The 26,204-nt window shown below is 65.0% G+C and carries 23 protein-coding genes; 11 read left to right on the top strand and 12 right to left on the bottom strand.

Features of this window, described 5'->3' with window-relative positions; translation table 11 throughout:
- Positions 1–60: 60 nt before the first annotated feature.
- Entirely contained in the window at positions 61–3,573 is a 3,513-nt protein-coding gene (locus AC1RNP_RS07410; RefSeq protein ID WP_493050615.1) for an efflux RND transporter permease subunit, read from the bottom strand.
- Positions 3,570–4,691 (bottom strand): efflux RND transporter periplasmic adaptor subunit, encoded by a 1,122-nt coding sequence (locus tag AC1RNP_RS07415; protein WP_493050679.1) that lies wholly within the window; start codon positions 4,689–4,691, stop codon positions 3,570–3,572. Before AC1RNP_RS07415 ends, AC1RNP_RS07410 begins: the two co-directional genes overlap by 4 nt.
- Positions 4,692–5,558: 867 nt before the next feature.
- Here AC1RNP_RS07415 and AC1RNP_RS07420 point away from each other — a divergent pair.
- The gene (locus tag AC1RNP_RS07420; RefSeq protein ID WP_493050616.1) at positions 5,559–5,966 is read left to right on the top strand and encodes a c-type cytochrome; all 408 of its coding nucleotides are present in this window, start codon (positions 5,559–5,561) and stop codon (positions 5,964–5,966) included.
- An 8-nt stretch (positions 5,967–5,974) separates the two neighbouring features.
- The gene (locus tag AC1RNP_RS07425; RefSeq protein WP_493050617.1) at positions 5,975–6,418 is read left to right on the top strand and encodes a c-type cytochrome; all 444 of its coding nucleotides are present in this window, start codon (positions 5,975–5,977) and stop codon (positions 6,416–6,418) included.
- 158 nt (positions 6,419–6,576) lie between these two features.
- Here AC1RNP_RS07425 and AC1RNP_RS07430 read toward each other — a convergent pair whose 3' ends face one another.
- The 5 genes from AC1RNP_RS07430 to AC1RNP_RS07450 form a co-directional block, all read right to left on the bottom strand.
- Positions 6,577–7,032 (bottom strand): SRPBCC family protein, encoded by a 456-nt coding sequence (locus tag AC1RNP_RS07430; RefSeq protein WP_493050618.1) that lies wholly within the window; start codon positions 7,030–7,032, stop codon positions 6,577–6,579.
- A 258-nt stretch (positions 7,033–7,290) separates the two neighbouring features.
- A complete protein-coding gene (locus AC1RNP_RS07435; protein ID WP_493050619.1) occupies positions 7,291–9,432 on the bottom strand; it encodes a TonB-dependent siderophore receptor in 2,142 nt (713 codons plus the stop codon).
- A 69-nt stretch (positions 9,433–9,501) separates the two neighbouring features.
- Positions 9,502–9,627: a hypothetical protein gene (locus tag AC1RNP_RS07440; protein WP_493050620.1), complete on the bottom strand. Its 126-nt coding sequence runs from the start codon at positions 9,625–9,627 to the stop codon at positions 9,502–9,504.
- On the bottom strand, positions 9,624–11,270 hold the full coding sequence (locus AC1RNP_RS07445) for a hypothetical protein (protein ID WP_493050621.1): 1,647 nt from the start codon (positions 11,268–11,270) through the stop codon (positions 9,624–9,626). The genes AC1RNP_RS07440 and AC1RNP_RS07445 overlap by 4 nt, the downstream gene beginning before the upstream one ends.
- A gap of 43 nt (positions 11,271–11,313) precedes the next feature.
- Complete coding sequence (locus AC1RNP_RS07450) at positions 11,314–11,910, bottom strand: NfuA family Fe-S biogenesis protein (RefSeq protein WP_493050622.1); 597 nt, start codon at positions 11,908–11,910, stop codon at positions 11,314–11,316.
- Between the two features lie 110 nt (positions 11,911–12,020).
- Here AC1RNP_RS07450 and AC1RNP_RS07455 point away from each other — a divergent pair, with 110 nt between their 5' ends.
- Together AC1RNP_RS07455 and AC1RNP_RS07460 are read left to right on the top strand one after the other, a co-directional pair.
- On the top strand, positions 12,021–12,374 hold the full coding sequence (locus tag AC1RNP_RS07455) for a 4a-hydroxytetrahydrobiopterin dehydratase (RefSeq protein ID WP_493050623.1): 354 nt from the start codon (positions 12,021–12,023) through the stop codon (positions 12,372–12,374).
- 97 nt (positions 12,375–12,471) lie between these two features.
- Positions 12,472–12,939, top strand: coding sequence for an energy transducer TonB (locus AC1RNP_RS07460; protein WP_493050624.1), 468 nt, complete (start codon positions 12,472–12,474; stop codon positions 12,937–12,939).
- Here AC1RNP_RS07460 and AC1RNP_RS07465 read toward each other — a convergent pair whose 3' ends face one another.
- Entirely contained in the window at positions 12,940–13,899 is a 960-nt protein-coding gene (locus tag AC1RNP_RS07465) for an RluA family pseudouridine synthase (protein ID WP_493050625.1), read from the bottom strand. It abuts the gene before it with no gap.
- Positions 13,900–14,360: 461 nt separating this feature from the next.
- On the opposite strand from AC1RNP_RS07465, the gene rne reads away from it, so the two are divergent.
- A complete protein-coding gene (gene rne / locus AC1RNP_RS07470) occupies positions 14,361–17,546 on the top strand; it encodes a ribonuclease E (protein ID WP_493050626.1) in 3,186 nt (1,061 codons plus the stop codon).
- Positions 17,547–17,664: 118 nt separating this feature from the next.
- On the opposite strand, the gene AC1RNP_RS07475 is transcribed toward rne, so the two are convergent.
- The 3 genes from AC1RNP_RS07475 to AC1RNP_RS07485 form a co-directional block, all read right to left on the bottom strand.
- Positions 17,665–18,312 (bottom strand): response regulator, encoded by a 648-nt coding sequence (locus AC1RNP_RS07475; protein ID WP_493050627.1) that lies wholly within the window; start codon positions 18,310–18,312, stop codon positions 17,665–17,667.
- Between the two features lie 73 nt (positions 18,313–18,385).
- The gene (locus AC1RNP_RS07480; protein ID WP_493050628.1) at positions 18,386–19,279 is read right to left on the bottom strand and encodes a ZIP family metal transporter; all 894 of its coding nucleotides are present in this window, start codon (positions 19,277–19,279) and stop codon (positions 18,386–18,388) included.
- Positions 19,280–19,414: 135 nt separating this feature from the next.
- A complete protein-coding gene (locus AC1RNP_RS07485; protein ID WP_493050629.1) occupies positions 19,415–20,053 on the bottom strand; it encodes a TetR/AcrR family transcriptional regulator in 639 nt (212 codons plus the stop codon).
- Positions 20,054–20,176: 123 nt separating this feature from the next.
- Between AC1RNP_RS07485 and AC1RNP_RS07490 the strand changes: the two genes are divergently transcribed.
- The 4 genes from AC1RNP_RS07490 to AC1RNP_RS07505 all read left to right on the top strand — a co-directional run bounded on the left by AC1RNP_RS07490 (position 20,177) and on the right by AC1RNP_RS07505 (position 23,886).
- The gene (locus AC1RNP_RS07490) at positions 20,177–21,091 is read left to right on the top strand and encodes an oxidoreductase (RefSeq protein ID WP_493050630.1); all 915 of its coding nucleotides are present in this window, start codon (positions 20,177–20,179) and stop codon (positions 21,089–21,091) included.
- Positions 21,092–21,112: 21 nt separating this feature from the next.
- A complete protein-coding gene (locus AC1RNP_RS07495) occupies positions 21,113–21,709 on the top strand; it encodes a class I SAM-dependent methyltransferase (RefSeq protein WP_493050631.1) in 597 nt (198 codons plus the stop codon).
- Between the two features lie 140 nt (positions 21,710–21,849).
- Positions 21,850–22,161, top strand: a complete 312-nt coding sequence (locus tag AC1RNP_RS07500; RefSeq protein WP_493050632.1) for a hypothetical protein — start codon at positions 21,850–21,852, stop codon at positions 22,159–22,161.
- A 309-nt stretch (positions 22,162–22,470) separates the two neighbouring features.
- Positions 22,471–23,886 carry a lipopolysaccharide biosynthesis protein gene (locus AC1RNP_RS07505; RefSeq protein WP_493050633.1) on the top strand — a complete coding sequence of 472 codons (1,416 nt, stop codon included), beginning with the start codon at positions 22,471–22,473 and terminating at the stop codon, positions 23,884–23,886.
- Between the two features lie 8 nt (positions 23,887–23,894).
- Here the strand turns inward: AC1RNP_RS07505 and AC1RNP_RS07510 are convergent, their stop codons facing one another.
- Positions 23,895–24,074 carry a hypothetical protein gene (locus AC1RNP_RS07510; RefSeq protein WP_493050635.1) on the bottom strand — a complete coding sequence of 60 codons (180 nt, stop codon included), beginning with the start codon at positions 24,072–24,074 and terminating at the stop codon, positions 23,895–23,897.
- Here AC1RNP_RS07510 and AC1RNP_RS07515 point away from each other — a divergent pair.
- Positions 24,067–25,176: a GNAT family N-acetyltransferase gene (locus tag AC1RNP_RS07515; protein ID WP_493050636.1), complete on the top strand. Its 1,110-nt coding sequence runs from the start codon at positions 24,067–24,069 to the stop codon at positions 25,174–25,176. The two genes, AC1RNP_RS07510 and AC1RNP_RS07515, sit on opposite strands and share 8 nt — an antisense overlap.
- Positions 25,177–25,315: 139 nt before the next feature.
- Positions 25,316–26,179 (top strand): hypothetical protein, encoded by an 864-nt coding sequence (locus AC1RNP_RS07520; protein ID WP_493050637.1) that lies wholly within the window; start codon positions 25,316–25,318, stop codon positions 26,177–26,179.
- The last annotated feature ends 25 nt before the right edge of the window (positions 26,180–26,204 follow it).

The raw sequence follows: 26,204 nt of genomic DNA on the forward strand, positions 1-26,204 counted from the left end.
GGCACCTTCTCCCGGAGGGAGAAGGGAAAAGCGCCGCGCCGTGATCTTCCCGGTTCACGCTCATCCTGCTTCCCCATCCGCCGCAATCGCCGCATGCGCCTGCTCTTCGTTCATGCGAATGCGCTTGGCACGCGCCACGTAATCCTCGTCGGGACGACGATCCAGCAAGTCGTACACCACCGGAATCACCACCAGCGTCAGCAGTGTCGATACCAGCAGGCCGCCGATCACGGTGATCGCCATCGGCGAGCGCACCTCGGCGCCCTCGCCGAAGGCCAGCGCCAGCGGCAGGAAGCCGAACAGCGTGCACAGCGTGGTCATGATGATCGGCCGCAGACGCGAGCGGGCGCCTTCCACCAGCGCATCCCGCTTGGCCACGCCCTGCTCGCGCAGCTGGTTGACCTTGTCGATGAGGATGATCGCGTTCTTCACCACCAGGCCGACCAGCAGGATCAGGCCGATGAACACCACCACCGACACCGGCGAGCGCGTCAGCAGCAGCGCCAGCACCGCGCCGACCAGCGCCAGCGGAATGGTGAAGAGGATGACGAAGGGATGCAGCAGCGATTCGAACTGCGAGGCCATCACCAGGTACACGAGGAAGATTGCCAGCCCGAACGCGATCAGCAGCGAGCGGATCGATTCCGACAGCTCTTCGCCCTGTCCGCCGATGTGCATGCCGACGCCGGCGCCGAGCGGGTTGTCGCGGACCAGCTTCTGGACTTCCTGGATCGCCGTGCCCAGATCGATGTCGCGAAGGTTGGCGGACACGACGGCCACGCGCACCTGGTCGGCGCGATGGATCTCGCTCGGCCCGGTAGTCTCGACCACGTCGGCGACCGCGTTCAAGGTGACCGGATACGCGCTGCCGGGATTGACGATCAGGCGGCGGATGTTGTCGACCGAGGCGCGATCACTGACCTGCGCGCGCACCAGCACGTCGATCTTGCGATCGCGGAAGCTGTAGCGCGTGGCGACGTCGCCGCGCACCTTCTTCACCACGATGTCGGCGATCTGCCGCGTGGTCAGGCCGAGCGCGCCGGCGCGCTCCTGGTCGAAGCGGATCTGGATTTCCGGGAAGCCCTGCTCCACCGTCGATTTGACGTCGGCGTAGTGCGGGTTGGCGCGCAGCAATGCGGCCATGCGCCGGCCGGCGTCCTCGATGCCCTGCAGGTCCTGTCCGCGCAGTTCGATTTCCAGCGGCGTGGAGAAGGAGAACAGTTCCGGCCGGCTGAAATCGACCTGCGCCGCGGGATAGCCCTGCATGGTGGCGCGCAGGCGTTCGGTCTCGCGCGCCTCGATTTCCTCGCTGCCGCCATCGGCCATCACCACGGTGAGCTTGCCGATGTTCTCGCCGCTTTCGGTCGGGTTGGCATCCAGCCGCGTGCCGCTGCCGCTGACGCCATACAGCGTGCGGATGCCTTCGTCCTTGCCATGCGCGGCCTGCAATTCGCGCACCAGCCGATCGGTCTCGCGCAGCGGCGTGCCGGGTGGCAGCTTCACCGTCATCTCGAAGCGATCCTGCGCCAGCTGCGGGATGAGGTCGGCGCCGAGCATCGGCACCGTCACCAGCGTCAGTGCAAATGCCGCGGCGGCGAAGCCGAGCACCAGCCACGGACGCCGCAATGCGCCCGGCAAGAGTTTCAGATAGCCGCGTTCGGCACCGTTGTAGGGCGCCATGGCGAGATCGCTCAGCGCGCGCATGACCGGCCCGACGACAGCGGTCAGACCGCGCCAGATGCGCACGAACACCCAGGCGATGCCGAAAAACGCGCCGCGAGCACCGATGCCGGCGGCACGGCCCGTGGCCGCGACCGGCTTCTGCCATTTCGAATCCGGATGCCATTGCTGATGCGGCGACTCTTCCGGGAACGCCATCGGCGCACGCGTCTTCAGTGCGCTCAGCATCGGGATCAGCGTCATCGCCACGCACAGCGAGATCGCAATGGCGATCGCCACGGTCAGCGCCTGATCGCGGAACAATTGCCCGGAGATGCCTTCCACGAACACCAGCGGCAGGAACACCGCCACCGTGGTCAGCGTGGAAGCCATCACTGCCATGCTGACTTCGCGCGTGCCCGCGACCGCGGCCTGCAACACGCCGAGGCCGCGCTCGCGCGCCTTGGCGATGCTTTCCAGCACCACGATCGAATCGTCCACCACCAGGCCCGTGGCCAGCGCCAGACCGCCCAGCGACATGACGTTGAGACTCAAGCCCAACTGTCCCATGAAGAAGAACGTGGTGACGATCGACACCGGCAGCGACAGCGCCACCACAAACGTGCTCCAGCCGTCGCGCAGGAACAGGAAGATGATGAGGATGGCGAGGCAGCCGCCGATCACCGCATCCATCTTCACGTCGCTGATCGCGTGACGGATGAACAGCGACTGGTCATCGATGGTGGTCAGCTCGACGTCCGGCGGAATCTGCGACTTGATCTCTTCCAGCCGCTTCTGGATGGCGTCGGCGGTGGCGACGGTGTTGGCGTCGCCTTCCTTGTAGATCGCCAGCTCGACCGTTTCGCGTCCGGCCAGACGAATGATCGCTTCGCGCTCCTTGTAGCCCTGCCGCACGGTGGCGACATCGCGCAGGCGCACCGGCATGCCGCCGGCGACGCTGGTGGTGCTCGAGGACGAGGCGTTCTGCGCCTCCGCCGCCGCGGCCATCGATGCCGGATCGCCGCTGGCGGCGGCGACTCGCGCCATCTCCTCCATCGCGTTGGCCGCATTGCCACCGCCGGCCGCCTGCGTGGTGACGAGCATGTTGGCGATTTCGTCGACGGTGGCGAACTGGTTGACGGTACGCACGAGGAAGCGCTGCGAGCCTTGTTCCAGGCGTCCGCCGGAGACGTTGACGTTCTCCTGCTTCAGGCGGTCGATCACGGTCTCGATCGGCAGATGCAGCTGCGCGAGCTTCTGCTGATCGATGTCGACCTGGATCTCGTCTTCCAGGCCGCCGCCAACCTTGACCGCGGCCACGCCGTCCACCGGCTCCAGCTTCTTCTTCAGATCGTCGTCGGCGTAGCGGCGCAGCTCGGTGAGCCGGCGGACCGCATCGGCGTCGGTCGCCGGCGCGACCTTGCCCGACAGCGCAATGCGCAGGATCGGCTCGGTCGAGGGATTGAAGCGCAGCAGCACCGGTTCCTTCGCTTCCAGCGGCAGCTGCAACACCTCCATCTTGTCGCGGACGTCCAGGCTGGCCTTGTCCATGTCCGTGCCCCAGGCGAACTCGAGCACGACGTCACTCTGGCCGGTGCGCGAGATCGACTTCATCTTGCGCAGGTTCTTGACCACGCCGACGGCTTCCTCGACCGGCTCGGTGATCAGCGTTTCGATTTCCGCCGGCGCGGCGCCGGTGTATTCGGTGCGGACGGTGAGCGTGGGATAGCTCAGGTCCGGCAGCAGGTTCACCTTCAGCGTCGACAGCGCGATCACGCCGAACAGCAGCATGGTGATCCAGAACATCGCCACGGTGACGCGGCGACGCGTGGAGAATTCGACGAGGCCCGAGCCCGCATCCTCGGATGCGTGGGAGCCTTCGCCGTCGACGCCTTCGCGCGCGCCCTCGCTCATTGCTTGCCGTCCTTGCCCGGAGCCGAGACGGCGACGGCCTTCGCCGCCGGCACGCCGTTGATCACCTGCACGCTGCTGCCTTCGCGCAGCGCCACCTTGCCGGCCGTCACCACGGCATCGCCCAGTTGCAGGCCGCCGCGCACTTCGGTCCATTCACCATCGGTGTAGCCGACCTTGATCGGTGCGCGCACGGCCTTGCCGTTGCGGACCACGAAGACGGCGGGATCGCCCTGGTCATCGAGCAGCGCCAGGCGCGGAATCACCAGCGCGTCGGCGCGCTGGTCGTAATCGATGCGGATGCGGCCGAACATGCCCGGCTGCAACGTGCCGGCGCCTTCGAACGCGCAAACCACGCGGAACGTGCCGCTGCCGGAATCCACCACCGGCGCGACGCGGTCGACCGTGCCCTGGAAGGTCTTGCCCGGCTGGGCGTCGACCTGCATCAGCACCGGCTGTCCGGCCTTCAACGTGGCGAACTCGCGTTCGGGGACGTTGAGCGTGGCCTCCAGGCGCGAGTCGTCGATGATGCGGATGATCGGCGAGTTGATCTGCACGAAGTTGCCGGTCTTGATCGAGCGCGAGGCGATCACGCCGGAGATCGGTGCCAATACATTGGAATAGGACAGTTCGAGGTTGGCGAGGTTGTTGACCGCGCGCGCGTTCTCCAGATCGTATTTCAGCTGATCCATGTCGTTGGCGCTGATCAGCTGCTGCCCCACCAGCGCCTGCGAGCGCTTGTAGTTGGCTTCCAGCTTGCGCATCTGCGCCGCGCTCTGCGCCGCCTGCAGGCGGGCGCGGTCGGGGTCCAGGCGCACCAGCACCTGGCCTTCCTTGACGTGCTGGCCTTCCTCGACCAGGACCGCCAGCGCCACGCCGGAGGTCTTGGCCACCACCTGGGATTCGGCACGCGCCTCCAGCGGCGCGGTGCCCGTGTAGCTGGCCGCGATCGAGCGACGGCTAGCCTTGGCCACCTCCACGGGAACGGCCTCGTCGGCCTTCTCGGCGCCCGGCGCCTTGGCCTGGGCATCGCCCTCGGAGCTGCCCTTGCAGCCACCCAACAGGACCAGCCCCGCCCCCAAACAGACGGCCAGCAGGGTGCGCTGCAAGCCGCGACTCATCAGTTCCATTGCCATGTTCTCAGGTAACCCCTACGGTGTTGTAGCAAGGTATATCACCCACCCCGACGCCACATCCGCCAGAGGTCATGGTGACTGCCGGGAGGGTGTCCGCGCCGTGGCTGGTGTGCTGCTCATTCTGGAAGACCCAGGGCATGCCCCTGTTCGACCGGTCTACGCTTCGAAGATGCCAATCCGTGGACAGCGCGCCGGGTGTTTTGTTCACCCCGCGAACTGAACGAATGGCATTGAAGAAGCAGCGTCCGTCGTCTATTCCGGATGCCTCGATATATCACACCCCTGCTGCATGTTCGGATGAATGCCATGAAGCCCGCGCAACGCATGTAACAGAGCGTGGCTGCGGTCGCGTTCCTGCCTGGTTCCCGGTCGCGATGGGAATGTCTCTCCGACGTTCTCTCATCCTTAGTTTTCGCTCGTGTGTTTACGTGCGTGCCGTGCCGGTCATCGACATCGCGACGTTGCATGCGGCGAGAGATGAAGATCGGTCGAGGCGTCGAACATGGTTCCGTCATCTCTCGTCGACCGATCGCCCGCCCGCTCAACCGTGTCGCACGGCCCATCGAGCGATCCTTCGCGGCCGTGACGGGCAAGTGATCCCGCCAGCTTCCATGACGCCGACGGCATCCAGCCTCCTCATCGTCATGCGGCACCAGACAGGCGCCCGAATGCAGCCCGCCACTCTCGGTTCCAATGTCCCGATCGGCCCCTGACCCGCCCCCGCCTCTACGACCGCGTCATGACAGGCTATACTGTCGAGATTGTGCGTTGACGGGTTGCGCGGAGTCGCCGCCTATCGGCCACCCTGTCAGCCAGTTCCACTCAGCCATCCAGGATTTGCGGATACCCGACATGACGCGACCGTTGACGATCGCCGCCAGCCTTGCCTTTGCCGCGCTTTCTTTCGCGGCCATCGCCCAGAACGCTCCCGCTCCCGAACAGCCTGCCCAGCCCGCTCCCGCGGCGCAGCCCGCAGCGCCGGCCCCGGCCGCCGCCGCGAAGCCGGTCGGCTCCGCCGAGCGCGGCAAGCAGCTGACCTACACCTGTCAGGGCTGCCACGGCGTGACCGGCTACAAGAACGCGTATCCGAACTACCACGTGCCCTTCATCGGCGGGCAGTCGGAGCAGTACCTGACCAACGCCCTGACCGAATACAAGAAGGGCGCCCGCAAGCACCCCACCATGCAGGCCCAGGCCGAGAGCTTCTCGGATCAGGACATCGCCGACATCGCGGCGTTTCTTTCCTCGCTCAAGCAGTGAACCGCGCCATGACGTTCGTGTCCAAGTCCCGTCTCGCCATCGCCCTCGCCGCCTCGCTGGTCCTTGCCGCATGCTCCGGAGGCGACACGCCCGCCGAGCATTCCTCGGCCGACCGCGCCGAAGGCCACACCTCCTCGTCCGCCGGGCTGCCGGCCGGCCACACCGATGCCGGCGAGAAGCTCGCGCACACCAAGGGCAAGGCCACCGGCCAGTCCTGCGTGGATTGCCATGGCGAGGAAGGCAACAAGCCGATCGACCCCACCTACCCCAAGCTGGGTGGCCAGTACGCCGACTACATCGCCCATTCGCTCGAGATGTACCGCGATGGCGACCGCGAGCACGCGCTCATGACGCAACAGGCCAAGGATCTGACCGATCAGCAGATCGCCGACCTTGCCGCCTACTTCAGCTCGCGTGCGCGCCATTTGCGCGATCTGCACGACACGCACTGATAAAGCGTCTTGGCGCGGGACGGGACCGCATGGCCCCGTCAGCCGCAGAAATCCCAGTCCAAACATCGGGCCCCACATCGTGGGGCCTTTTTTTGACCGGGCTCCGGACTCCCACAGGGGTGGCCGGCGCGCTCTTCACGGTCAGATGCCCGCTTCCATCACTGGTCGGGGATTTCCGGCTCGACCAGCTTGCCCAGCAACACCAGCGATTCCTGCCAGCCCAGGTAGCAGAACTCGACCGGGATGGCCTCGGGCAGGTTCTCCTGCACGATGTTGATCTCCGTACCGCAGATCACTTTGCGGAACGTGATGGTGGTGGTCATCGCGCCAGGCAGATTGGGATCTTCGAAGCTGTCGGTGTAACGGATGCGTTCACCCGGCACGAGTTCCAGATACGTGCCGCCGAAACTGTGGCCGTTGCCGGTGGAGAAATTGGTGAAGCTCATCCGGTGCGTGCCACCGACCTTCGCGTCCAGCTCGTGGACCTTGCAGGTGAAGCCGTTCGGCGGCAACCATTTGGCGAGGGCATCGGCGTCGAGAAAGGAGCGATAGACCCGCTCGGGCGGGGCGTTCAGGACACGGTGGAGACGGACGGTATTGGCATTGGTGGTCATGACGATTCCTGGTGACGAGGGGAGTCCTCTTCCCTACGACGAACCAGCCTGCCTGAAATCGACATGCTCCGAATGAGTTGATTCGAATCCGGATCTCGTCGTGGATGGCGCTCCGTGACGTGGTTCCGGCCCCGCTGGGCATCGCGCGTCAGGAAACGGACTCGGGGCCGCTCCCTGACGCGGTTTTCAACGCCTGACTGCCGCGATCGGACCGGACGGCGATGCTGTTCCCATGCGCGCGCCGGCCCATCGTTCGCCTCACCAGCGATACGCCACTTCCGCCACCACGCGACGCTTGGTCCCATACCAGCAATCGCCGCGCGAGAGACACGTCGCCAGATACGTCTTGTCGGTGAGGTTCACCGCGTTCAACGAGAATCTCCATGCCCCCATGTCGTAGGACGCCATCGCGTCGAACAAGGTGTTCGACGGCGTCACGTAAGGACCGTCCGCGCCGTCCCAGGTCTTGCCGACGTAGCGCACGCCGCCGCCGATGCGCAGGCCCGGCAGCGCGGCGAAGCGATGCACCGCCCACAGCGCGGCCGAATTCTCCGGATAACTCTCGTAACGGGTGCCGTCTTCCCTGGTCGCCTTGGTGTGCGTGTAGCTGGCGATCAGGTCCCAGTTGCCGATGCTGCCGTTGGCTTCCAGTTCGATGCCCTTGGCGTCGATCGGACCGGCCTGGACAGAGTAGCCGGGGTTGAAGGGATCGGACACCAGCCGTCCCTTCTCTTCCAGCTTGTAGACCGCCGCCGTCGCCGTGAAGTGATATCCGTCCGGCATCCACTTCACGCCCGCTTCCGCCTGCTTGCCGCGGCTGGGATCGAACGTGCCGCCACCTTTCGGCCGACCGGCCACGGGCTGGAACGACTCCGCGTAATTGAAGTAAGGCGACCATCCGCCCTTCGCCAGATACACCACACCGAGATTCTTGGTCCACGCCTGTTCGGAGGAATCGTTGGTCTCCAGCCAGTCACGCCTGAGGCCGCCGACGAAGACCCAGCGCTCGTCGAGCTTGATCTGGTCCTGCACGATCATGCCCACCTGACGGGTGCGGGTATGCGTCCAGGCATCTTCGGCGGTGAACTGCGGCTCCGGACACGTCCCGTAAACCGGCGCGTAGACATCGAACGGCTCCGGACAGTAGTTGTCCGGCGAGATGCGCTGATCCGCATTGAACGCCATCGCATCCACGCCGACCAGCAGCGTGTGCCTGACGCGTCCGCTTCCCAGCCTGCCTTCCAGCAACAGATCGCTGTTGGTGATGCGCGAATGGTCGTCGCTTCCGTAGGTGAGCCGCGACAGCAGGCGCTGTTCCTCGTCCAGGTAGACGCCACCGGGATTCTGCGTCGAGAAGAAGTCCGCATAGATGGTGCGGAACCCGCCGCGCAACCGGTCGTGGCGCAAATCGTGGCGCAGGCTCCAGTTCTCGTTGAAGCGATGCTCGAACGCATAGCCGAAACGCATGCGCTCGCCGCCGTTGCGATCCCACGACGGCTCGCTGACGAAGCGATCCACCGGAATGCGCCCGCTGCGCGAGGGGTACAGCGTGCCGACGACCGGGAAGAACCCGTTGGTGTTGCGATTGCGGTCCTTCTGGTATTCGAGATAGACGGTCAGCGTATTCGCGTCGTCCGGAATCCACGTCAGCGAGGGCGAGAGGTAGCGGCGATGATCGTCCGCGTATTCGACCTGCGTCTCGTTGTCGCGCGCGAGTGCAACAAGGCGGTACAGCAGCGTGCCGTCGGCATTCAGCGGACCGGTCAGATCGGCCGCGATCTGGCGACGTTCGTCACTGCCCACCTGCACCGCGATCTCGCGTGAGGTCTCCGCCTTCGGCTTTTTGTGGACGAGATTGACCACGCCACCCGGCGCGGTCTGTCCCGCCATCACCGAGGACGGCCCGTGCATCACCTCGATGCGCTCGAAGGCGTAGGGCTCCTCACGGATCACGCCGTAGTAGCCGGTTAGCGGCAGGCGCATGCCATCGAGCAGCGTGGTGCCGGAACTGCCGCCGCGCAGCGCGAACCAGTCGCCGCGATTGTCCAGGCCGTACTGATCGGTGCGCACACCGGCGCTGTAGCGCAGCACTTCCTGCAGGTTTTGCGCGTTCTGATCGTGCATCTGCGTCGCGGTGATCACGCTGATCGCCTGCGGCACTTCGTTGAGCGGCGTGTTGGTCCTGGTGCCGGCGCTGGTGCGCTCGACGGTGTAGCCCTCGGCCTCGCCGCGCACCTGGACGGCGTCGAGCGTCTTGGCATCGGGGCGTTTGTCCGCGGCGTCATCATCGACGGCGGATTCAACGGTGGTCGATTCGGCGGCGGCCTGCAGCGAAAGCAGCAGACCGAAAGCAAGCAGGGAAAAGCGCAGGGAACGACGCGAAATTCGTGGCGTGGTCATGTCGACTCGTGGGAGGTAAGCGGCTGAAAGTGCGCTTGCCTGGCCACGAGCTGGGGACGCCCGCGCATTCTAAAGGAAGATGCGGGACTCCGGCACACCGGATCGCATCGCGATGCGCATCACATCGACGCGCATCACATCGACGCGCATCACATCGCTGCGGGCGCGCACGAAGCGGCGCGCCTGCTGCGTCATTTCTTCAAGCTGTTCTGGTCTTCCTGCAGCTCGGGCTTGAACGGAACATCCGGCGGCGGCCGCGCCTCGGCTTCCACGTCCTGCATGTTGGGATCGGTAATGCTGCACGCGCCGCCGAGCGCCAGCAGCACGACCGAACAACTGATCGATTTCGACGTGCCCGGAATCGGGATCATCACCTGCTTGATGCTGCGCCTCACCCACTCCTGCAGCAGCGTTTCGCTCGGCACCCAGAACTTGTCGAGGCTGGTCGGCTCGTAATCGAACGGCGGACGCTTGAGCCAGGTGCCATGGCGGTCGATCTTCTCGAAGTCTTCCGTGACCGTGCCTGGCGGCAAGCCGCCGCCAACCCTGCCGTCGCCGGGAATCCTCGGACTGCCGTCGGCATTGAACAAGCCACCCGGCTGTCCCGCCTGGCCGCCCGGGCGATTGCGATCGGAAAGCCCCCAATCGTCGCCACGTTTTGGCGACGGCAACGCGCCGGGCTTCGGCGAAGGTTTGGGACCGCTGCCGGCGCTCGGCGCAGGTGTTTTGGGACCGCCGCTGGCGGTGGTTGTCCCGCCTGGCGGGCGCGGCGGCGTCGCCGAAGGCGTGGTGCCCGTCGCGGGTTTTGGCTGGGGCTGAGATGTGCTCGCACTGCCGGTCTGCGTTTCCGCGGGCCGCGTGGGAGGCGTCGGCACGTCGCGCGTGGTCACGCTGCGCGTGGGCGTGGCGATCTGCGGTGTCGGTGTCGGACGCATCGGCACGTCACGCACCTGCACCGGCGTCAGCGGCGCCGGCACCTCGCGCACGCTCACATCCACCGGGCGTTGCTGGAGTTGCGGCGTCGCGATCTGCGGCGCCGGCACGTCGCGCGGCGTGATCGGCTGGATCGGCGCCGGCACTTCGACCACTTGCACATCGCGCGACGGCATCCCGAGTTCGGGCGTGCGGATGGTGGCCTGCGGCACGTCCACCGGCGGTGCCGGCGGCAGGACGAAGGTCTGGTCGGGTGTCGGCGTTTCGGTGACCTGCAGCGGTTGCTGCACCGCCGCCGCGGGCGTCTCGGGAGTCGGTGGTGTCGGCGTCGTGGCGGCGGGCGGCGGAGACGCGCTGGCCTGTTGCGGCGCCTGCTGCGTCGGCGTCGGCTTGGGTTCGGCCTGCGCCGCGCTCGGCGCCGGCTCCTGATTGGGTTCGCCCTGCGGCGAACCACCGCCCTGCTCCTCCGGCGTGCCGGTGCCGATGTACTCGACCTGGATCACTTCCTCGCCTTCACGCGCCGCCTCCGTCGGCAACGCCATGAAACGAACGTAGGCGAGATAGATCAGACACGCCGCGAAGAACAAATGCACCAGCAGCGTGATCACGATCGCGGTGATGCGCACTCCGCGGTCGTCCTCGCTGGCGGGATGCCATTGCTGGCGCCACAACGTGGTGAAGGCCTGCCAGCGGTTGAGCTCGCCACTCGCGCGTGGTGGCAGCGCCGGCTCGCGCGCGAGGAAAATGGCGAGGACGGCTTCCACCGTGGCGCCGGTGATCGCGCCGACGCGTTCGCGCATCGACGCGAACCACGCCGCCCATCCCGGCGGGAATTCCCCCGGTGGCATGGAATCGTCGCGCAGACGGCTGCGCAACGCTTGGATCAGTTCGGCGGAGGAAAACACTCGTGTCGTCCCCGCTCGTATCAGGCAGCGCCCGTGGGCCTACTCACGCCGTACCGTTCCGGGCGATGTAAGGCGCCTGCCCGGTGTCGTGATCGGTGGCGTCGCGAACCGCGGTCACGCCCGGCACCCGGGTCAGCAGCGTCTTCTCGATCCCCTGCTTCAGCGTCACGTCGGCCATGCCGCAGCCGTGGCAGCCGCCGCCGAAGCGCAATACCACCACGCCATCGGCTGTGACTTCCTGCACCGCCACGTTACCGCGATGCTGCGCCAGTTGCGGATTGATCTCGTGCTCGACCGTCCAACGCACGCGTTCGACCAGCGAGGCCGATTCGGCCGGCGCTTCGCCTTTGATCTTCGGCGCGCGAATCTGCAACTGCCCGCCCGTCGCCTGCGTGGCGTAATCGATCTCCGCGCCGTCGAGGAACGGCACGCTGGGCGCATCCAGCCACAGCGTGAAGCCTTCGCAGTCGATCGCCCACTCGTCGCCCTGCAGATCACGCTGTTCGGCGAACTCGAGCCGCACGTCCGCCTTCGGCGTGCCGGCATGCATCGCCGCCAGCCTTACACCGAGGCCAGGAATGGCCTCGCGCTCGATCAGCTTGCGGAAATGTGCCTGGGCGGTTTCGGAAATATTAATCATCGTCGTATTCTAGCGGGCAGTAGAGATTACGCTCACCCGAACACCGGTCTCCCGTCGCCGTTTGCGCCGGTCGTTCATCCTGCACACAGTCAGGCTCGCCGGAACCGCTCATGACCGACCTCACCTCCGAGATTGCCCAACTCGCCCAAACCCATTGCGTCCCGCGCAAAGGCGCCGCGCACAAGCTGGACGCCGCCCGCGCCAACGCATTGTTAACGCAACTGCCGGGCTGGGAACTCGTCGAGGACGGCGCGGCCATCGTCAAGACCTTCAAGTTCGACGACTACTACCACACGATGTCGTTCGTGAACGCGCTGGCGCACGTGGCCAACCGCGAGGACCATCACCCGGATCTCGGCGTCCACTACAACCGCTGCGTCGTGCGCTACTCCACCCACGATGTCGGCGGATTGAGCGAGAACGACTTCATTTGCGCGGCGAAGGCCGAGGTGCTGGCTTCCTGATCCATCGAGTCACGTGAAGCCAGCCTTCCGCTCCAGCACAAGCTTCGAAGAGAATCCCATGGATAGGAATGGACAATCCCCGACACCGAGTCATCCGATGATGCGATTCAAGCGCGCCTGGCAGGCAATGGTCGTCATTGGAATCGCGGGATGCTTCACGTGCAGCTACGTCCATGCGCAAAATCGCTTGCCACCTCCACCCGGAGGATTGGGAAGCGAAGCATGGGCTTCCGTGGACATCCAGTCGAAGAACTCCAACCCACCCGTCTATCCGCCAGACGCGCTTCGTGACGGCATCGAAGGAACCGTGGTCATCATCGTCAAGGTCGACGAATACGGAAAATTCTTGGAGGCAACTGTTAATCGCTCCTCCAAGAATCGTCAGCTCGACCGGGCTGCCTTGGAGGCGGCTCAGCACTGGCAATACAATCCCGACTTCATTGATGGGATCCCAAGGAGCGGCAGTGTACGCATCCCGGTGGATTTCGATCTGGAAGAATATTGGAAGACCCATCCCGACGCGACATCGGAGCAGGCGAAATCGTTCTATCCGCCGGCCCGATAGCTATAGGCGATCCAGCACTTCGACCAGCTCCGGTGCCAGCGGCGCGTTCAGCACATACGACGCCTTGCCGCCATCGAGCGCGAACTCCAGCGAGGCGGCATGCAGGAACATGCGTTTCAGCCTGACCTGCTCGCGCAAGCGCGCGTTGACCGCCGCATCGCCGTACTTGTCGTCGCCGGCGACGGGATGACCGATGTGCCTGGCATGCACGCGGATCTGGTGCGTGCGTCCGGTCTCGATCCGCACCTCGCAATAAGAATGTCCGCCGCGGCGCTCCAGCACCTTGAAATGGCTGAGCGAGGGCTTGCCGGCCGCGTTGACCTGCACGTGCCGCTCGCCGCCCTGGCGCAGGCCGATGTGCAGGGGCGCATCGACACTCATCACGCCATCCGGCATGCGTCCGACCAGCAGGGCCAGATAGCGCTTGGCGATGCCGCCCTCTTCGCGCATCAGCGCCTGCAGTTCGGCCAGCGCCGAACGCTTCTTGGCGATCACCAGCAGGCCGGAGGTATCCCGGTCCAAACGATGCACCAATTCCAATGACTGATTGGGCCGCAGCGCGCGCAAGGTCTCGATCGCGCCAAAACTAATCCCGCTGCCGCCGTGGCTGGCGACCCCGGATGGCTTGCTGATCGCCAGCAGCCGCGCATCCTCGAAGACGATGCTGGCCTCCATCGCCTCCAGCAGCCCCCGGGCCGGCGTGCCCTTGTCCGCCGCCTCGCCCAGGCGCACCGGCGGGATTCGCACCTCGTCCCCGCCCTGCAGCCGCGTATCGGCTTTGGCGCGGCCGCCGTTCACCCGCACCTGGCCGCTGCGGACCAGCTTGTAGATCAAGGATTTGGGCGCGCCCTTGAGCTGCCCCAGGAGGAAGTTGTCGAGGCGCTGCCCGTCGCGGTCGTCGGCCACGCGGACCAGGCGAACACCACCGGGTGATGAAGCGGAAGAAGCTGAATGGGCCATCGATGCTTTTCGTCTGCTACACTCGCGAGGCGAGGTAAGGTTCTGATTTCGCAGGGAGTTACCGCCGTGTGCCCACAGGCACGCCGGCGAGGGCCGAAAGCCCGCCTCCCCGCGGATAGGTCCGCGCGACATCACTGCCCCCGGGGCATTGATGTTAACAGCGACGGCCCAGCGGCTCCGCGCTTCGTCGGATGGTCATCCCATTCGCGCTGAACATGTCCCGCGTGGCGCAAGCTCTGCCTTGAACGGCATGAGCCGAAGCCGCCGGCCCTGTAACACTTTATGTAACAAGCGCTCCCGCGGCCCGCCGTGGTGTTGTAGCGCTGGATGGCAAACCGATCGCCGCTGCGCTTGCGCGGCCGGCGGTCAGGCCGGTTCCAATAGGCCGATCCAGGCGTCACGCCAAGGCGTTGCCGCGTGCCCTGCCCCCGGGCAGGAGGAAGCGCGCGAGGAACGCAACAATGAAACGCATGCTGATCAATGCCACGCAGGCTGAAGAACTGCGCGTGGCTATCGTCGATGGACAGACGCTTTACGACATCGACATCGAACAACCGTCCAAAGAACAGAAGAAATCCAACATCTACAAGGGCCGCATCACCCGGCTCGAACCCTCCCTCGAAGCCGCCTTCGTCGAATACGGCGGCGAGCGCCACGGCTTCCTGCCGCTGAAGGAAATCTCCCGCGACTACTTCCAGTCCGGCGTCGACCATCACAAGGCCGGCATCCGCGAACTGCTGCGCGAGGGCCAGGAAATCGTGGTCCAGGTCGACAAGGAGGAACGCGGCAACAAGGGCGCTGCCCTGACCACGTTCATCTCGCTGGCCGGCCGCTACATGGTGCTGATGCCGAATTCGCCCACCGCCGGCGGCGTCTCGCGCCGCATCGAAGGCGACGACCGCGCCGCCCTCAAGGAGGCGATGGACAAGCTCACCATCCCCGACGACATGGGCGTGATCATCCGCACCGCCGGCGTCGGTCGCGATGCCGAAGAGTTGCAGTGGGATCTCGACTATCTTCTGTCGATCTGGAAGGCCGTCGCCGACGCTGCCCTGTCCAAGCCGTCGCCGTTCCTGATCTACCAGGAATCGCGCCTGATCATCCGCGCCCTGCGCGACTACATGCGCTCGGACATCGGCGAAATCCTGGTCGACACCCCGGAGATGTACGCCGAGGCCAAGGAATTCGTCGAGCAGGTGATGCCGCACAACCTGCGCAAGCTCAAGCACTACACCGACGACACGCCGCTGTTCAACCGCTTCCAGATCGAATCCCAGATCGAGAGCGCCTACGAGCGCACCGTGCGCCTGCCCTCCGGCGGCGCGCTGGTGATCGACCAGACCGAAGCGCTGACCGCCATCGACGTCAACTCGGCGCGCGCCACCAAGGGCGGCGATATCGAAGAGACCGCGTTCAACACCAACCTCGAGGCGGCCGACGAAGTGGCCCGCCAGATGCGCCTGCGCGACCTCGGCGGCCTGGTGGTGATCGACTTCATCGACATGACCTCGAACAAGCACCAGCGCGAGGTCGAGAACCGTCTGCAGAACGCCCTGCGCTTCGATCGCGCGCGCGTGCAGCTCGGCCGCATCTCCAAGTTCGGCCTGATGGAAATGTCGCGCCAGCGTCTGCGTCCGTCGCTGGGCGAATCCAGCCAGATCGTCTGCCCGCGCTGCGAAGGCCACGGCCGCATGCGCAGCATCGAATCGCTGTCGCTGTCGATCGTCCGTCTCGCCGAAGAGCATGCGATGAAGGACAACACCGGCCAGGTGCTGGTGCAGGCGCCGGTGGAGATCGCCAACTACCTGCTCAACGAGAAGCGCCGCGCGCTCGCCGAGATCGAACAGCGCCACGACGCGCCGATCGTCATCGTCGCCGACGAGCAGCTGCACACGCCGCACTACGAAGTCACGCGCCTGCGCGAGAACGAACTGACCGAGGAAACCGCCAAGCCCAGCTACCAGCGCGGCACGCCGCGCCGGCTCGCGACCATCGCACTGACCAAGGCCAACCTCAACGTTCCGGCCGCGCCCGTGGTGAAGAACGTCAAGCCCACGCAGCCCGCGCCTCTGCGCGAGCCGCGTCCGGCGCCGCCGGCACCGGTGCCCGCACCGGCTCCGGTCGCGGCCGTTCCGCAGGTCGCGCCGACCAGTGGTGGCCTGATCGGATGGCTGAAGGGCCTGTTCGGATCCGAGCCCGCGCCTGCGCCCGCGCCGGCACGGACGGATGCGCAAACGCGCGGCGATCGCAATGACCGCGGCAATCAACAGCAGCGCCGTGATCAGCGCGCTGGCAAGCAGCAGGGCCGTGATCGCGACCGCGATCGTGGCGATCGCAACCGCCGCGACGAAGCGCGTGGCGGTGGCGAAGCGCGCCAGCAAAACGTGCAGCCTTCCGGCCAGCCGGCCTCGCAGGGCCAGCAAGGCAAGGGACAGCAGAAGCAACCGCAGCAGAACAAGCCGCAGCAACAGCCGCGCCCGCAGCAGCAGAAGCAACCGCAGGCGCCGCAACAGCAGAACGCCCAGAAGCAAAACGCGCAGAAGCAAAACGACGAGCTCCGCAAGGACGCTCCCGTCGCCGCTGCGGCGCAAGCCCCCGCCGAGAGCGTCGAAAAGCCCGTCAAGGCGCATGCCGCAGAGCCGGCGGTGATCGCGGCCACCGCCATCGCCGCCGAGCAAGCCCTGGCGACTCCACCCGCGACTGCCGTCGCCACCGATGCCGCGCAGCCAGCTTCCAGTGCCGAAGCGCAGCAGGAAAAAACAGAAAGTGGCGAAGCCGGTGGCCGTCGCCGCCGCGGTCGTCGTGGTGGCCGTCGTCGTCGTCGCGGTGGTGAAGCCGCGGCCGGCACGGGTGCCGCAGCGGACGAGATTGCGGACGATATCGGCGCCGGCGAAGAACTCGAAATCGGCATGGACCGTTCACAGCCCGAGTTCGATTTCGACGACGAACCGGATGCTCCTGCACCTCGCGCGTCCGCCGAACAGACGCCCGCGCCGATCAAGCAAACGATCGATGCCGACGTCGCGCAGGCGCCTCGATGGGAGGCCGCTCCGGCGAACGCGCCTTCGGAGCCGACCACTCCGGTCATCGCCATGTCCGAGCCCATCGAAGCTGGTCACACGCCCGCCTCGGTAGCGCCCGTGGAAGATACGACGCCCGTTCGCGAGTCCATCGCGTCGACCCCGTCCTGGACTTCCGCTCACGTGGAACCGGTCGAAATCGCGCCCGCAACTTCTTCAGCGGCATCGACGGAAGCGACGACGGCACCGGCCGTAGAAATACCTGTCCCAGAAGCACCAGTCGCGGAAACATCGGCTGCAGAAGCACCGATCGCGGAAGCGCCGAGCGTTGAAGCCCCCACTGTCGATGCACCGATCGTGAAAGCGCCCGTTGCCGAAGCCCCAGCTGTGGAACAAGTCGTCAATGAAACAACGACATCGTTCGACAGCACATCCTCACCGGCACCCGCGCATGAGGATCAGCCCACGACGGATCGCGCCGCCACGGAACCTCGCATGGCCGGTCTCTTCGACGTGAGCCCCCTGCCCGCCCCGGTGGTCGAACCGACGACCCTGGAGACGCCCGCGGAAGCCGTGCGCAACGGCGCCAACGACGACGATCAACCGCCGACCTCGCGCAGCGCGTAAACCTCCAAGCACCATCAAGCCGGCCCGATCACATCGGGCCGGTTTTTTTTCGGCCGTGGCAAAGCAGCGGCGCGACAGTCAGATCAGATCGATAACGACAGACGTCTGATGCAAGCGCCTAAAACGCCTGCGCGGGATCGTTGAGCCCGTACTGTCCGGCCAGTCGCGCGAGCGCGATGTTGTCCTGGATCGCCAGCTTCTCGAACAGCCGCGCCTTGTGCGTGTTGACCGTCTTCGCGCTCAGGCTGAGCTTCTTGGCGATGTCCTCCTGTCGCAGCCCTTGCAGCAGCAGCATCGCCACTTCCAGTTCGCGCGGAGACAAGGCATCGAATGGCGTGCCATCGCCGCCAAGGCCGGACAACGCCAGTTTCTGCGCAACACTATTGGCGAGATAGCGCTTGCCGCGCGCCACGTCGCGCACCGCACGGACCAGTTCCGCGGAATCACCGCCCTTGCCCACGTAGCCGGACGCGCCCGCTTCGATCACGCGCTTCGGAATCGGCCCGTCCTCCAGCACCGACACCACCACCACGCGCGTGCCGTGATCGCCCTTGACGATGCGCTCGGTCACTTCCATCCCGCTCACGCCCGGCAGATGCAGATCGCACAGCACCACGTCCGGTTTCAGCTTGCGGATCAGCGGCAAGGCCTCCTCGCCGCTGGCGGCTTCGCCGATCACTTCGATGTCGGCTTCGCCGGACAGGATCATGCGCATGCCGGTTCGCACCAAGGCATGGTCGTCGACCAGAAACACGCGGATGGTCATGCTGCTCCCCTGCCCCCAAAATTCCTGCAAATCAGGCTAACACGCATTTTCATGCTCGAAGGTGAAGACGGAGTCAGCGAAATGACGCATCCAGAATCATCATCAGCACGAAGCCCAGGATCAAACCGCCGGTGGCGAAGGCTTCGTGTCCCTTGCGATGAGATTCTGGAATGATCTCATGACTAATCACGAATAACATCGCGCCCGCCGCGAACGCCAATCCCCACGGCAACAACGGCATGGAATACCGGATCACGATGGCGCCGAGCACGGCGCCGACCGGTTCGATCAATCCGGATGCCATGCCGATCAACACCGATGTCCTGCGCCGATAACCGGCCGCCACCAGCGCCGCGGCGACGACCAGGCCTTCGGGAATGTCCTGGATCGCGATGCCCGTCGCCAACGCGCCGGCACGCGCCTCGCCGATGCCGGCATAGGCCACACCAATCGCCAATCCCTCGGGCAGGTTGTGCAACAGGATCGCGAAGACGAACAGCCAGGCGCGCCGCAGCGTCGTGCTCGACTGCCACTCCCGGCCCTTGATGAAATGCTCGTGCGGCAGGAAGCGCTCCACAGCCAGCAATGCCGCCGCGCCGAGCAGGATGCCGCCGCCCACGACGAAACTCGAACTCCACGCGCCGATGCCCTGCGCCTTCGCCGCGTCGATGCCCGGCACGATCAGCGAGAACGCGCATACCGCCAGCATCACGCCCGCGCCGAAACCGAACAGGCTGTCCTGCACGCGCTCGGAGACGCGTTGCGGAAATGCCACCGGCAGCGCGCCGAGCGCGGTCGCCGCCGCCGTCATCAATCCGGCGAGCAGCGCATTGAAGACTGGGGCCGGATATTCGGTTTGCAGGTGCTGCCATCCCATCTGCAGCGCCGCGAACAAGCCGAACACCACGATGCCGAAACCGAGCAAACGGCGCAGCGCGGCAGCGGGTGGCAGATTCGGCGTATGCATGCGGCCAATCTCACCACATCGCCGATGCGTCTGGATAGACGCCATGTCGTGCGCGCGTGTCGATCACGTCCGCAACAAGGCGACGATGCATCGTATCCAGCATCTCGACATGCATGCCAGTTCGCGCATGCCATTTCATGCGTCGGGCCAGGCGATCCCGAGCATCTCGTCCAGCGTCTCCGACACGAAATCGCTCAACGACTGCGGGTGTGCGAATGAGGAAAACTTGCCGTCGAGCGCGAGATGCGCGAATCCATGCACGGTCGACCAGGCATTGAGCACCATCGCACGCAACACCTTCGGGTTCGCGCTTTTGTCGGCGCCGAGATAGATCCGCATGCTGGTTTCGAGTTCGGCCAGCGCGGCGCTTCCGATCGATTCCAGACGTTCGTTGTCTGGCTGCAGCAAGTCGTGACGGAACATCAACTGGAAACGTCCCCGATGCGCGAGCGCGAAGCGCACGTAGGCGACGCCTTGCGCGCGCAGCCGGGCACCGGGCATCGATGCCATCTCGCCCGCTTCGTGCAGTGCATGGCGCAGGCCATCGAACCCCAGAATGGCGACCTCGGTCAGCAGCCCGGCCGTGCTGCCGAAGTGATGCGCCGGCGCTCCCGCGGACACGCCCGCCCTGCGCGCGGCCTCCCGCAGCGAAAACCCTTCGGGGCCACGCTCTTCCAGGATCTGGTCCGCCGCCACGATCAGAGCGTCGCGCAGCGCGCCGTGGTGATAGCTGTCGCGGGAGCCGCCAGAGCAGCCGGACGAGGAAGGTTTCATTGCCACCATCTCGATCTATACATCGTTCAAATTATCTGCCATGATGCAATTTAACACTGTTTAGATTCCTCCCGAAGATCCAGTGGGCGCCCCGACGCCCCCGAACTCCAGATCGAGACCATGATGACGCCCTGGACCGCCGAAAACATCCTGGACCAATCCGGACGCACCATCCTCGTCACCGGCGCCAACAGCGGCCTCGGTTATGTCACCAGTCTCGAACTCGCCCGGCGCGGCGCGCGCGTCCTGATGGCGGTCCGCGACGAGGCCAAGGGCCGGCAGGCCGCCGAACGCATTCGATCCCAGGTGCGTGGCGCTCGGCTGGACGTGCGTCTGCTCGATCTTGCCGATCTGGATCAGGTCAAGGCCTTCGCGCACAGCCTGCTCGCCGAACGCACGCCCCTCGATGCGCTCGTGAACAACGCGGGCATCATGATGCCGCCGCGCTCGCTCACGCGGCAGGGGTTCGAGTTGCAGTTCGGTGTCAATCACCTCGCCCACTTCGCGCTGACCGGACTGCTGCTCGAACGATTGAAAGCGGGTCGTGATCCGCGTGTGGTCACGGTGTCGTCCGATCTGCACAAGCGTGGCGCGATTCATTTCGACGATCTCGACGGCGCCAAGCATTACGGACGCGTGGCGTTCTACGCACAATCGAAATTCGCCAATGTCCTGTTCGGCCTGGAACTCGATCGCAGGCTGCGATCGGCCGGACTGCCGATCCGCAGCATCCTTGCGCATCCCGGTTATTCAGCGACCAACCTGCAACGCAGCGGACCGACCGGCCTGCTTCATCTCTTCATGCGCGTCGGCAACCGCCTGCTGGCGCAAAGCGCCGAAATGGGTGCGCTGAACCTGCTTTACGCGGCGACCGCGCCTGATGTCGAAGGTAGCCAGTTCATCGGCCCGGACGGGCGCAACGAGAAGAAGGGGCATCCCACTTTCGTCCAGCCCGTCGCCGCGGCACGGGATATCGAGCTCGCACGAAAGCTCTGGACGCTTTCGGAACGCCTCACTGGCGTATCGCCCACCTTCTGAAAACCACGGGAACCGCATCCGATGTCCACCGCCGACTTCCTTCCCTTCTTCCGCGCCTGGATCGCCAGTCCGTTGCAGATCGCCGCGGTGGCGCCATCAGGCAACGCGCTCGCGGAACTCATCACGAGTGAAGTTCAGCCGCGATCCGGCGCCGTTCTCGAACTCGGCGCGGGCACCGGTGCATTCACGCGCGCGTTGCTGGCCCGCGGCGTCGACGAGAGCGCCCTCACCCTGATCGAATCGGCGCCCGATTTCGCGCATCTGCTCGAGCACCGGTTCCGTGGCGCGCGCGTTCTGCGGATGGATGCCGCCCGTCTCCGTCTCGCCCAGGACAGGATTTTCGAAGACGCGCCGGTCGGCGCCATCGTCAGCGGGTTGCCGCTGCTCTCCATGCCCGCGCGCAAGGTGATCGCGATCCTCGCCGGCGCCTTCGGCTATGCCCGACCGGGGGCCGCGTTCTACCAGTTCACCTATGGGCCGCGCTGCCCGGTGTCGCGTGCGGTGCTGGACCGCCTCGGCTTGAAGGCAACCCGCATCGGCGGAACCCTGTTCAACGTCCCGCCCGCCGCCGTCTATCGGATTTCGCGGCGCACGCCGTTCCGCTTTCCGGTGCTCTGAGCCCATCCCGGCGGGATGGAACCGCTTCGAGAGTCTCCCCGTCTCCCCTGATACCGGCGTTTCTCACAGGCGCGCGATACGGATGGGTGTCGCGCTTCCAGGGATTGCTTACACTGGGCCTGCTACAGGGGGGAATACCATTGAAGTACGACAAAAGCGTCTTGGCGCGCCGCGAGGTGACCTACGTCGCGACCCATTTCTCGGACGGCTCGGTATCGCTGGACTGCCACTACGCCGGCGATGTCGAACTGACCGGCGACGGCTCGCCGGAACATCCCCTGCGCGCCCTGCTCTCCGGTGAGCAAAAGATCGCTGAAGAATTGCGGGGTGCGCTGCAGCGGGTTTCCGACGAATACGACGACAGGGGCTGCGTCGGCTGCGGCAGGATCAGCGCGCAGACGCTGACGTTCGTGCGCCTGCTGCTCTCCGTCGCGAAGGGCGAAGCCCCATAACGCTCCCTGCCCGACCCGCCCGACCAAGGCGGCCATTCACGAAACCTTCGTCGAACTCGGCACCGCCGCGCCTCCGTTTCACGGCCCGCCGACGGCTTTTCGTGCAAAACGGCGGCTCGGGGGATTCGGCTGAGGACACCACTCTGACCGTTGGCGCCGACGCCTATCCACAGGCGTAAAATGTGATAATCGTCACTTATTGGGCCGCGCTGTCAGTAATGGAAAGAACTGGAAACCTGCTCGCTCCAACCTGGGCAGTCATTTCGTCGTGCTGGTCCCGTCCCACGCCATCGAAGCCGGCGTGACGACGTGCTGATCCGTCAGACCATCCTGTACCTCCCCGCCCAGCTGCTGGGGCCGCTGGCACAGCTCGCGGCCATCGTGTTGTGGACACACTGGCTCGATCCCGACGCGTTCGGCCTGTTCACACTGGCCATGGCGGCGCAGGAAGCGGTCTATCTGTTGCTGCTGTCGTTCTGGTCCTACTTTCTGCTGCGATTCCTGCCCAGCGCCGACGCCGCCTTGCGGCAGCGAATGGACGTCATCGAAACACGGCTCTTCCTCGCCAACGCGATGCTGCAGGCCGCGGCATTGCTGATGCTGATGCGCTACGTCATGCACGAGTGGCCCAGCCGCGAATTGCTGTGCGTCCTGTTCGCCTTCTCTTTCACCCGTTCGTACTGCACGCATCTGGCCGAACGCGCCCGGGCCGATGGCACGGTCGGCACCTATACCATCTTGCAGACCGTCGGACCGGTGGGCGGTCTGCTGATCGGCGTGATCTGGGCCAATCTGGCAACGGTGCAGCCGGTGCATGTCCTGGCTTCGTATACCGTTGCCCAGGCGATTTCCCTGCTCCTGGCATTTCCCAATCTGCGCATGCGTCTGCGCCTGCGGGCTGCCGACCCGGCCACATTGCATCACGCCTATCGCTACGGATTGCCGCTGGCCGCCAGCGGTCTGCTCGCATGGGTGCCTGGCAACGGCAGCCGCTTCGTGGTGGAGCACGAACTGGGCATCGCCGCAGTGGGCATGTTCTCGGTGGGCTGGACGCTGGGACAGCGCGCCTGCTCGTTCGCCGCGATGCTGGTCACGGCGGCCGCGTTTCCCCTCGCCTTGCGGCTGGAAGCCAGCGGTGCGCGTGATCGGGCAATGCATCAGCTGGCCTTGAACGGAGCACTGTTGTGCAGCGTCCTGTTACCGACGGCCGCGGGACTGATCCTGTTGACGCCCGCGCTGACGCAGGTCGTGGTGTCCGAACCTTATGTGGCGGTGACGCTCGATATCCTGCCTTTGGCGACGCTGGCGGGCCTGATCAAGAACCTGCGCAGCCATTTCGCCAACCAGGCTTTCCTGCTAGCCCAAAAAACCAATTGGACGCTGGCGCTCGATGCTCTGGAAACCCTGCTTTTCCTGATCGGCGCCGCTATCGGACTGCGTGTTCTCGGATTGGTGGGCGCGGCCTGGGGAGCGCTCGTGGCAGTGTCGATCGGCGCTCTGCTCGCCTTTGTCATCGCCATCAGAAAATTGAAGATGCCTTTCCCGCACAAGCATCTGCTCCGCATCGCCCTGGCCACTCTGGTCATGTCGATCGTTCTATACGCACTGCCTTCCATGTCCAACTGGGGGCCACTGCTCGCGATCGTCTTTCTGGGCGGCTTGATATACCTGGGTGTACTTGCGCTGGGATACCGGGGGCATCTGAGCAAGCTGCGAGCGTCCTGACAACGGCATCAAACCACCACATGCATCAAGGGGACCGGATCAGCGATGCCGATGGATCGCCTGGTTTCTTCGGAACTTGAAGGCTCATAGCTCATAGCAAAGGTCACGACCATGCCGCACACCTTGGCAAGCGCAGGCTCATCGAAATCGTGGCGGGGGATGCGCAGCGCGCATTCGGAAGTGTCCAATCCCTATGTCGCCACGATCGATACCGCGCCTGATGTGGCGATCGCGCGTTGGCGCGACTGGATCGCCTCCGGTGCCGTGGTCGGCCCGTTCCAGACCCCGCAATGGCTCGAAGCCTGGTATGCCACCCTTGGATCACAGCCTGGTCGGCATCCCTTGTTCGCCAGTATTTCGCGACGTGACGATGGCCGCGTCCTGCTGGCCCTGCCCTTGTTGTCGTATCGCGTCGACGGACTGCATCGGATCGAATTCGCCGACCTTGGCGTGACTGACTACACCGCGCCTCTTCTGGCTCCCGGATACTCCGATGATGCCGAACATGTGCGCGCCATGTTCTCCGCACTGCGCCGCGCCTTGCCGCACGCGGACGTGTTCCGCATAGACAAGATGCCGGCCGTCGTGCGCGGCCATCCCAATCCATTGCTACGGCTGAAGGGGGCGCGCCCGTCGCCCATGTTCGGAAACCTCGTCACGATCGATCAGGATTTCGATGCCTGGCGCTACAGTCGCGAGAAGACCCACCGCAAGGAGTTGGAACGCTCCTGGCGTGTCTTCACCCGGCATCCGAACGCCGGATTCCATCTCGTGACCGAACCTTCCGAGGCAATGCACGTCATGGACGCACTCGAGGCCTATCAGCGCGGCGCGATCATCGGCAAGGGCTGGACTTATAAACTCGATGAACCCGACTATCGCAATTTCTATCTCCGCCTGATCGCGGATGGCCTGGCGACTGGCGACACTGTACTAAGCGCGCTGAAGGTCGGCGACGAAGTCATCGGCGCCCTACTCGGTGTGCGCACCGGTGATTACTACGCAATGATCCGGATCGGCAACGCTGGCGGCGAATGGCGGAACTGCTCGCCCGGCCGGCTGGTGATCGAACGCACGATGGCGGCGTTGCATGCACAAGGCGTGCGCCATTTCGACTTCACCATCGGCGATTACGCCTACAAACGCGGATTCCAGCCCGATCGGCTGCCGCTCCATGAAATCGCCATTCCCTTGTCCCGGAGAGGTGAGATGCACGTTGCCTTTACAAGGCTCGCACGCAACCTGAAACGTTTTGTCAAAGATAGATGGCCCCTCAGGAAGGGCATGTGACTGTTGGCGCGCGTTGAGCACGAATCATTGCCCTCCCTCTTCCTGACGGCTATTCCGACATATGAACTCCTCGATACCTGATTCTCCGTTGACGACATTGGGGCCAGACTCCACTTCACTCTGGCAGGAAGCGCCATTGTTGTTCCAGCACAACCTGCATCTCGATCCACGCTTGAGCCGGCAAGCATTAGGCGCAGCGATTGAACGCTACCCGCGACAGCACTACTCCATTATCGCAACGGGCGAACAGGGGAAAGACAGCAAACGCATCTGGCGTGAAGGTGATTTTGGCCAACTGACTGGCGATCAGGTACTCGAAGCGATCACTCATGGCCGCCTATGGCTGAATCTACGCAACAGTCAGGCGGTCCTTACCGAGCTTGCCGATGTACTGCCTCGGCTTTTTTCGGAAGCCCATGCATTGGAGCCACCTTATGCCAGTTTCGGGCACCGCATGGGAATTCTGGTGTCCTCGCCCGGCGCCCAAGTCTATTACCACGCCGACCTGCCTGGCCAAGGCCTGTTGCAGTTGCATGGCAGGAAGCGGATCTATCTCTATCCGCCACGGCCGCCATTCATCACTCCCGAAGGACTCGAGAACATCGCACTCACGCAACTCGAGGTTGGGTTGCACTACGATCCACGCTTCGACAAGGACGCCAAAGTATTCGATCTCGAGCCTGGACAGGGCCTATTCTGGCCCCTCAATGCCCCGCATCGCATCGAAAATCACGACTGCCTCAATATCTCCATGACCGTGGAGTACGACACTCCCGAGATTCGTCGCAGGCACATGGTCAATCTCGGCAATGCCATCCTTCGCAACCATTTCGGCCACGCCCCCCGAAGCCGGAATCTCAGCGGACTGTCGTTCTATGCCAAGGCGATATTGCAGGCATCATGGCGACGAAGCGGGTTGCTTCATTCACTGCGGAAATCAGTCCGTCCTGTCGATTTCAAGCTTGATCCGGAACGGCCAGGTCAAATCATCGATCTCGCATGAACATCGATGAGAAGCCTGTCGTTAC

It is taken from the genome of Luteimonas sp. GW821-FHT14E02 (assembly GCF_058803905.1).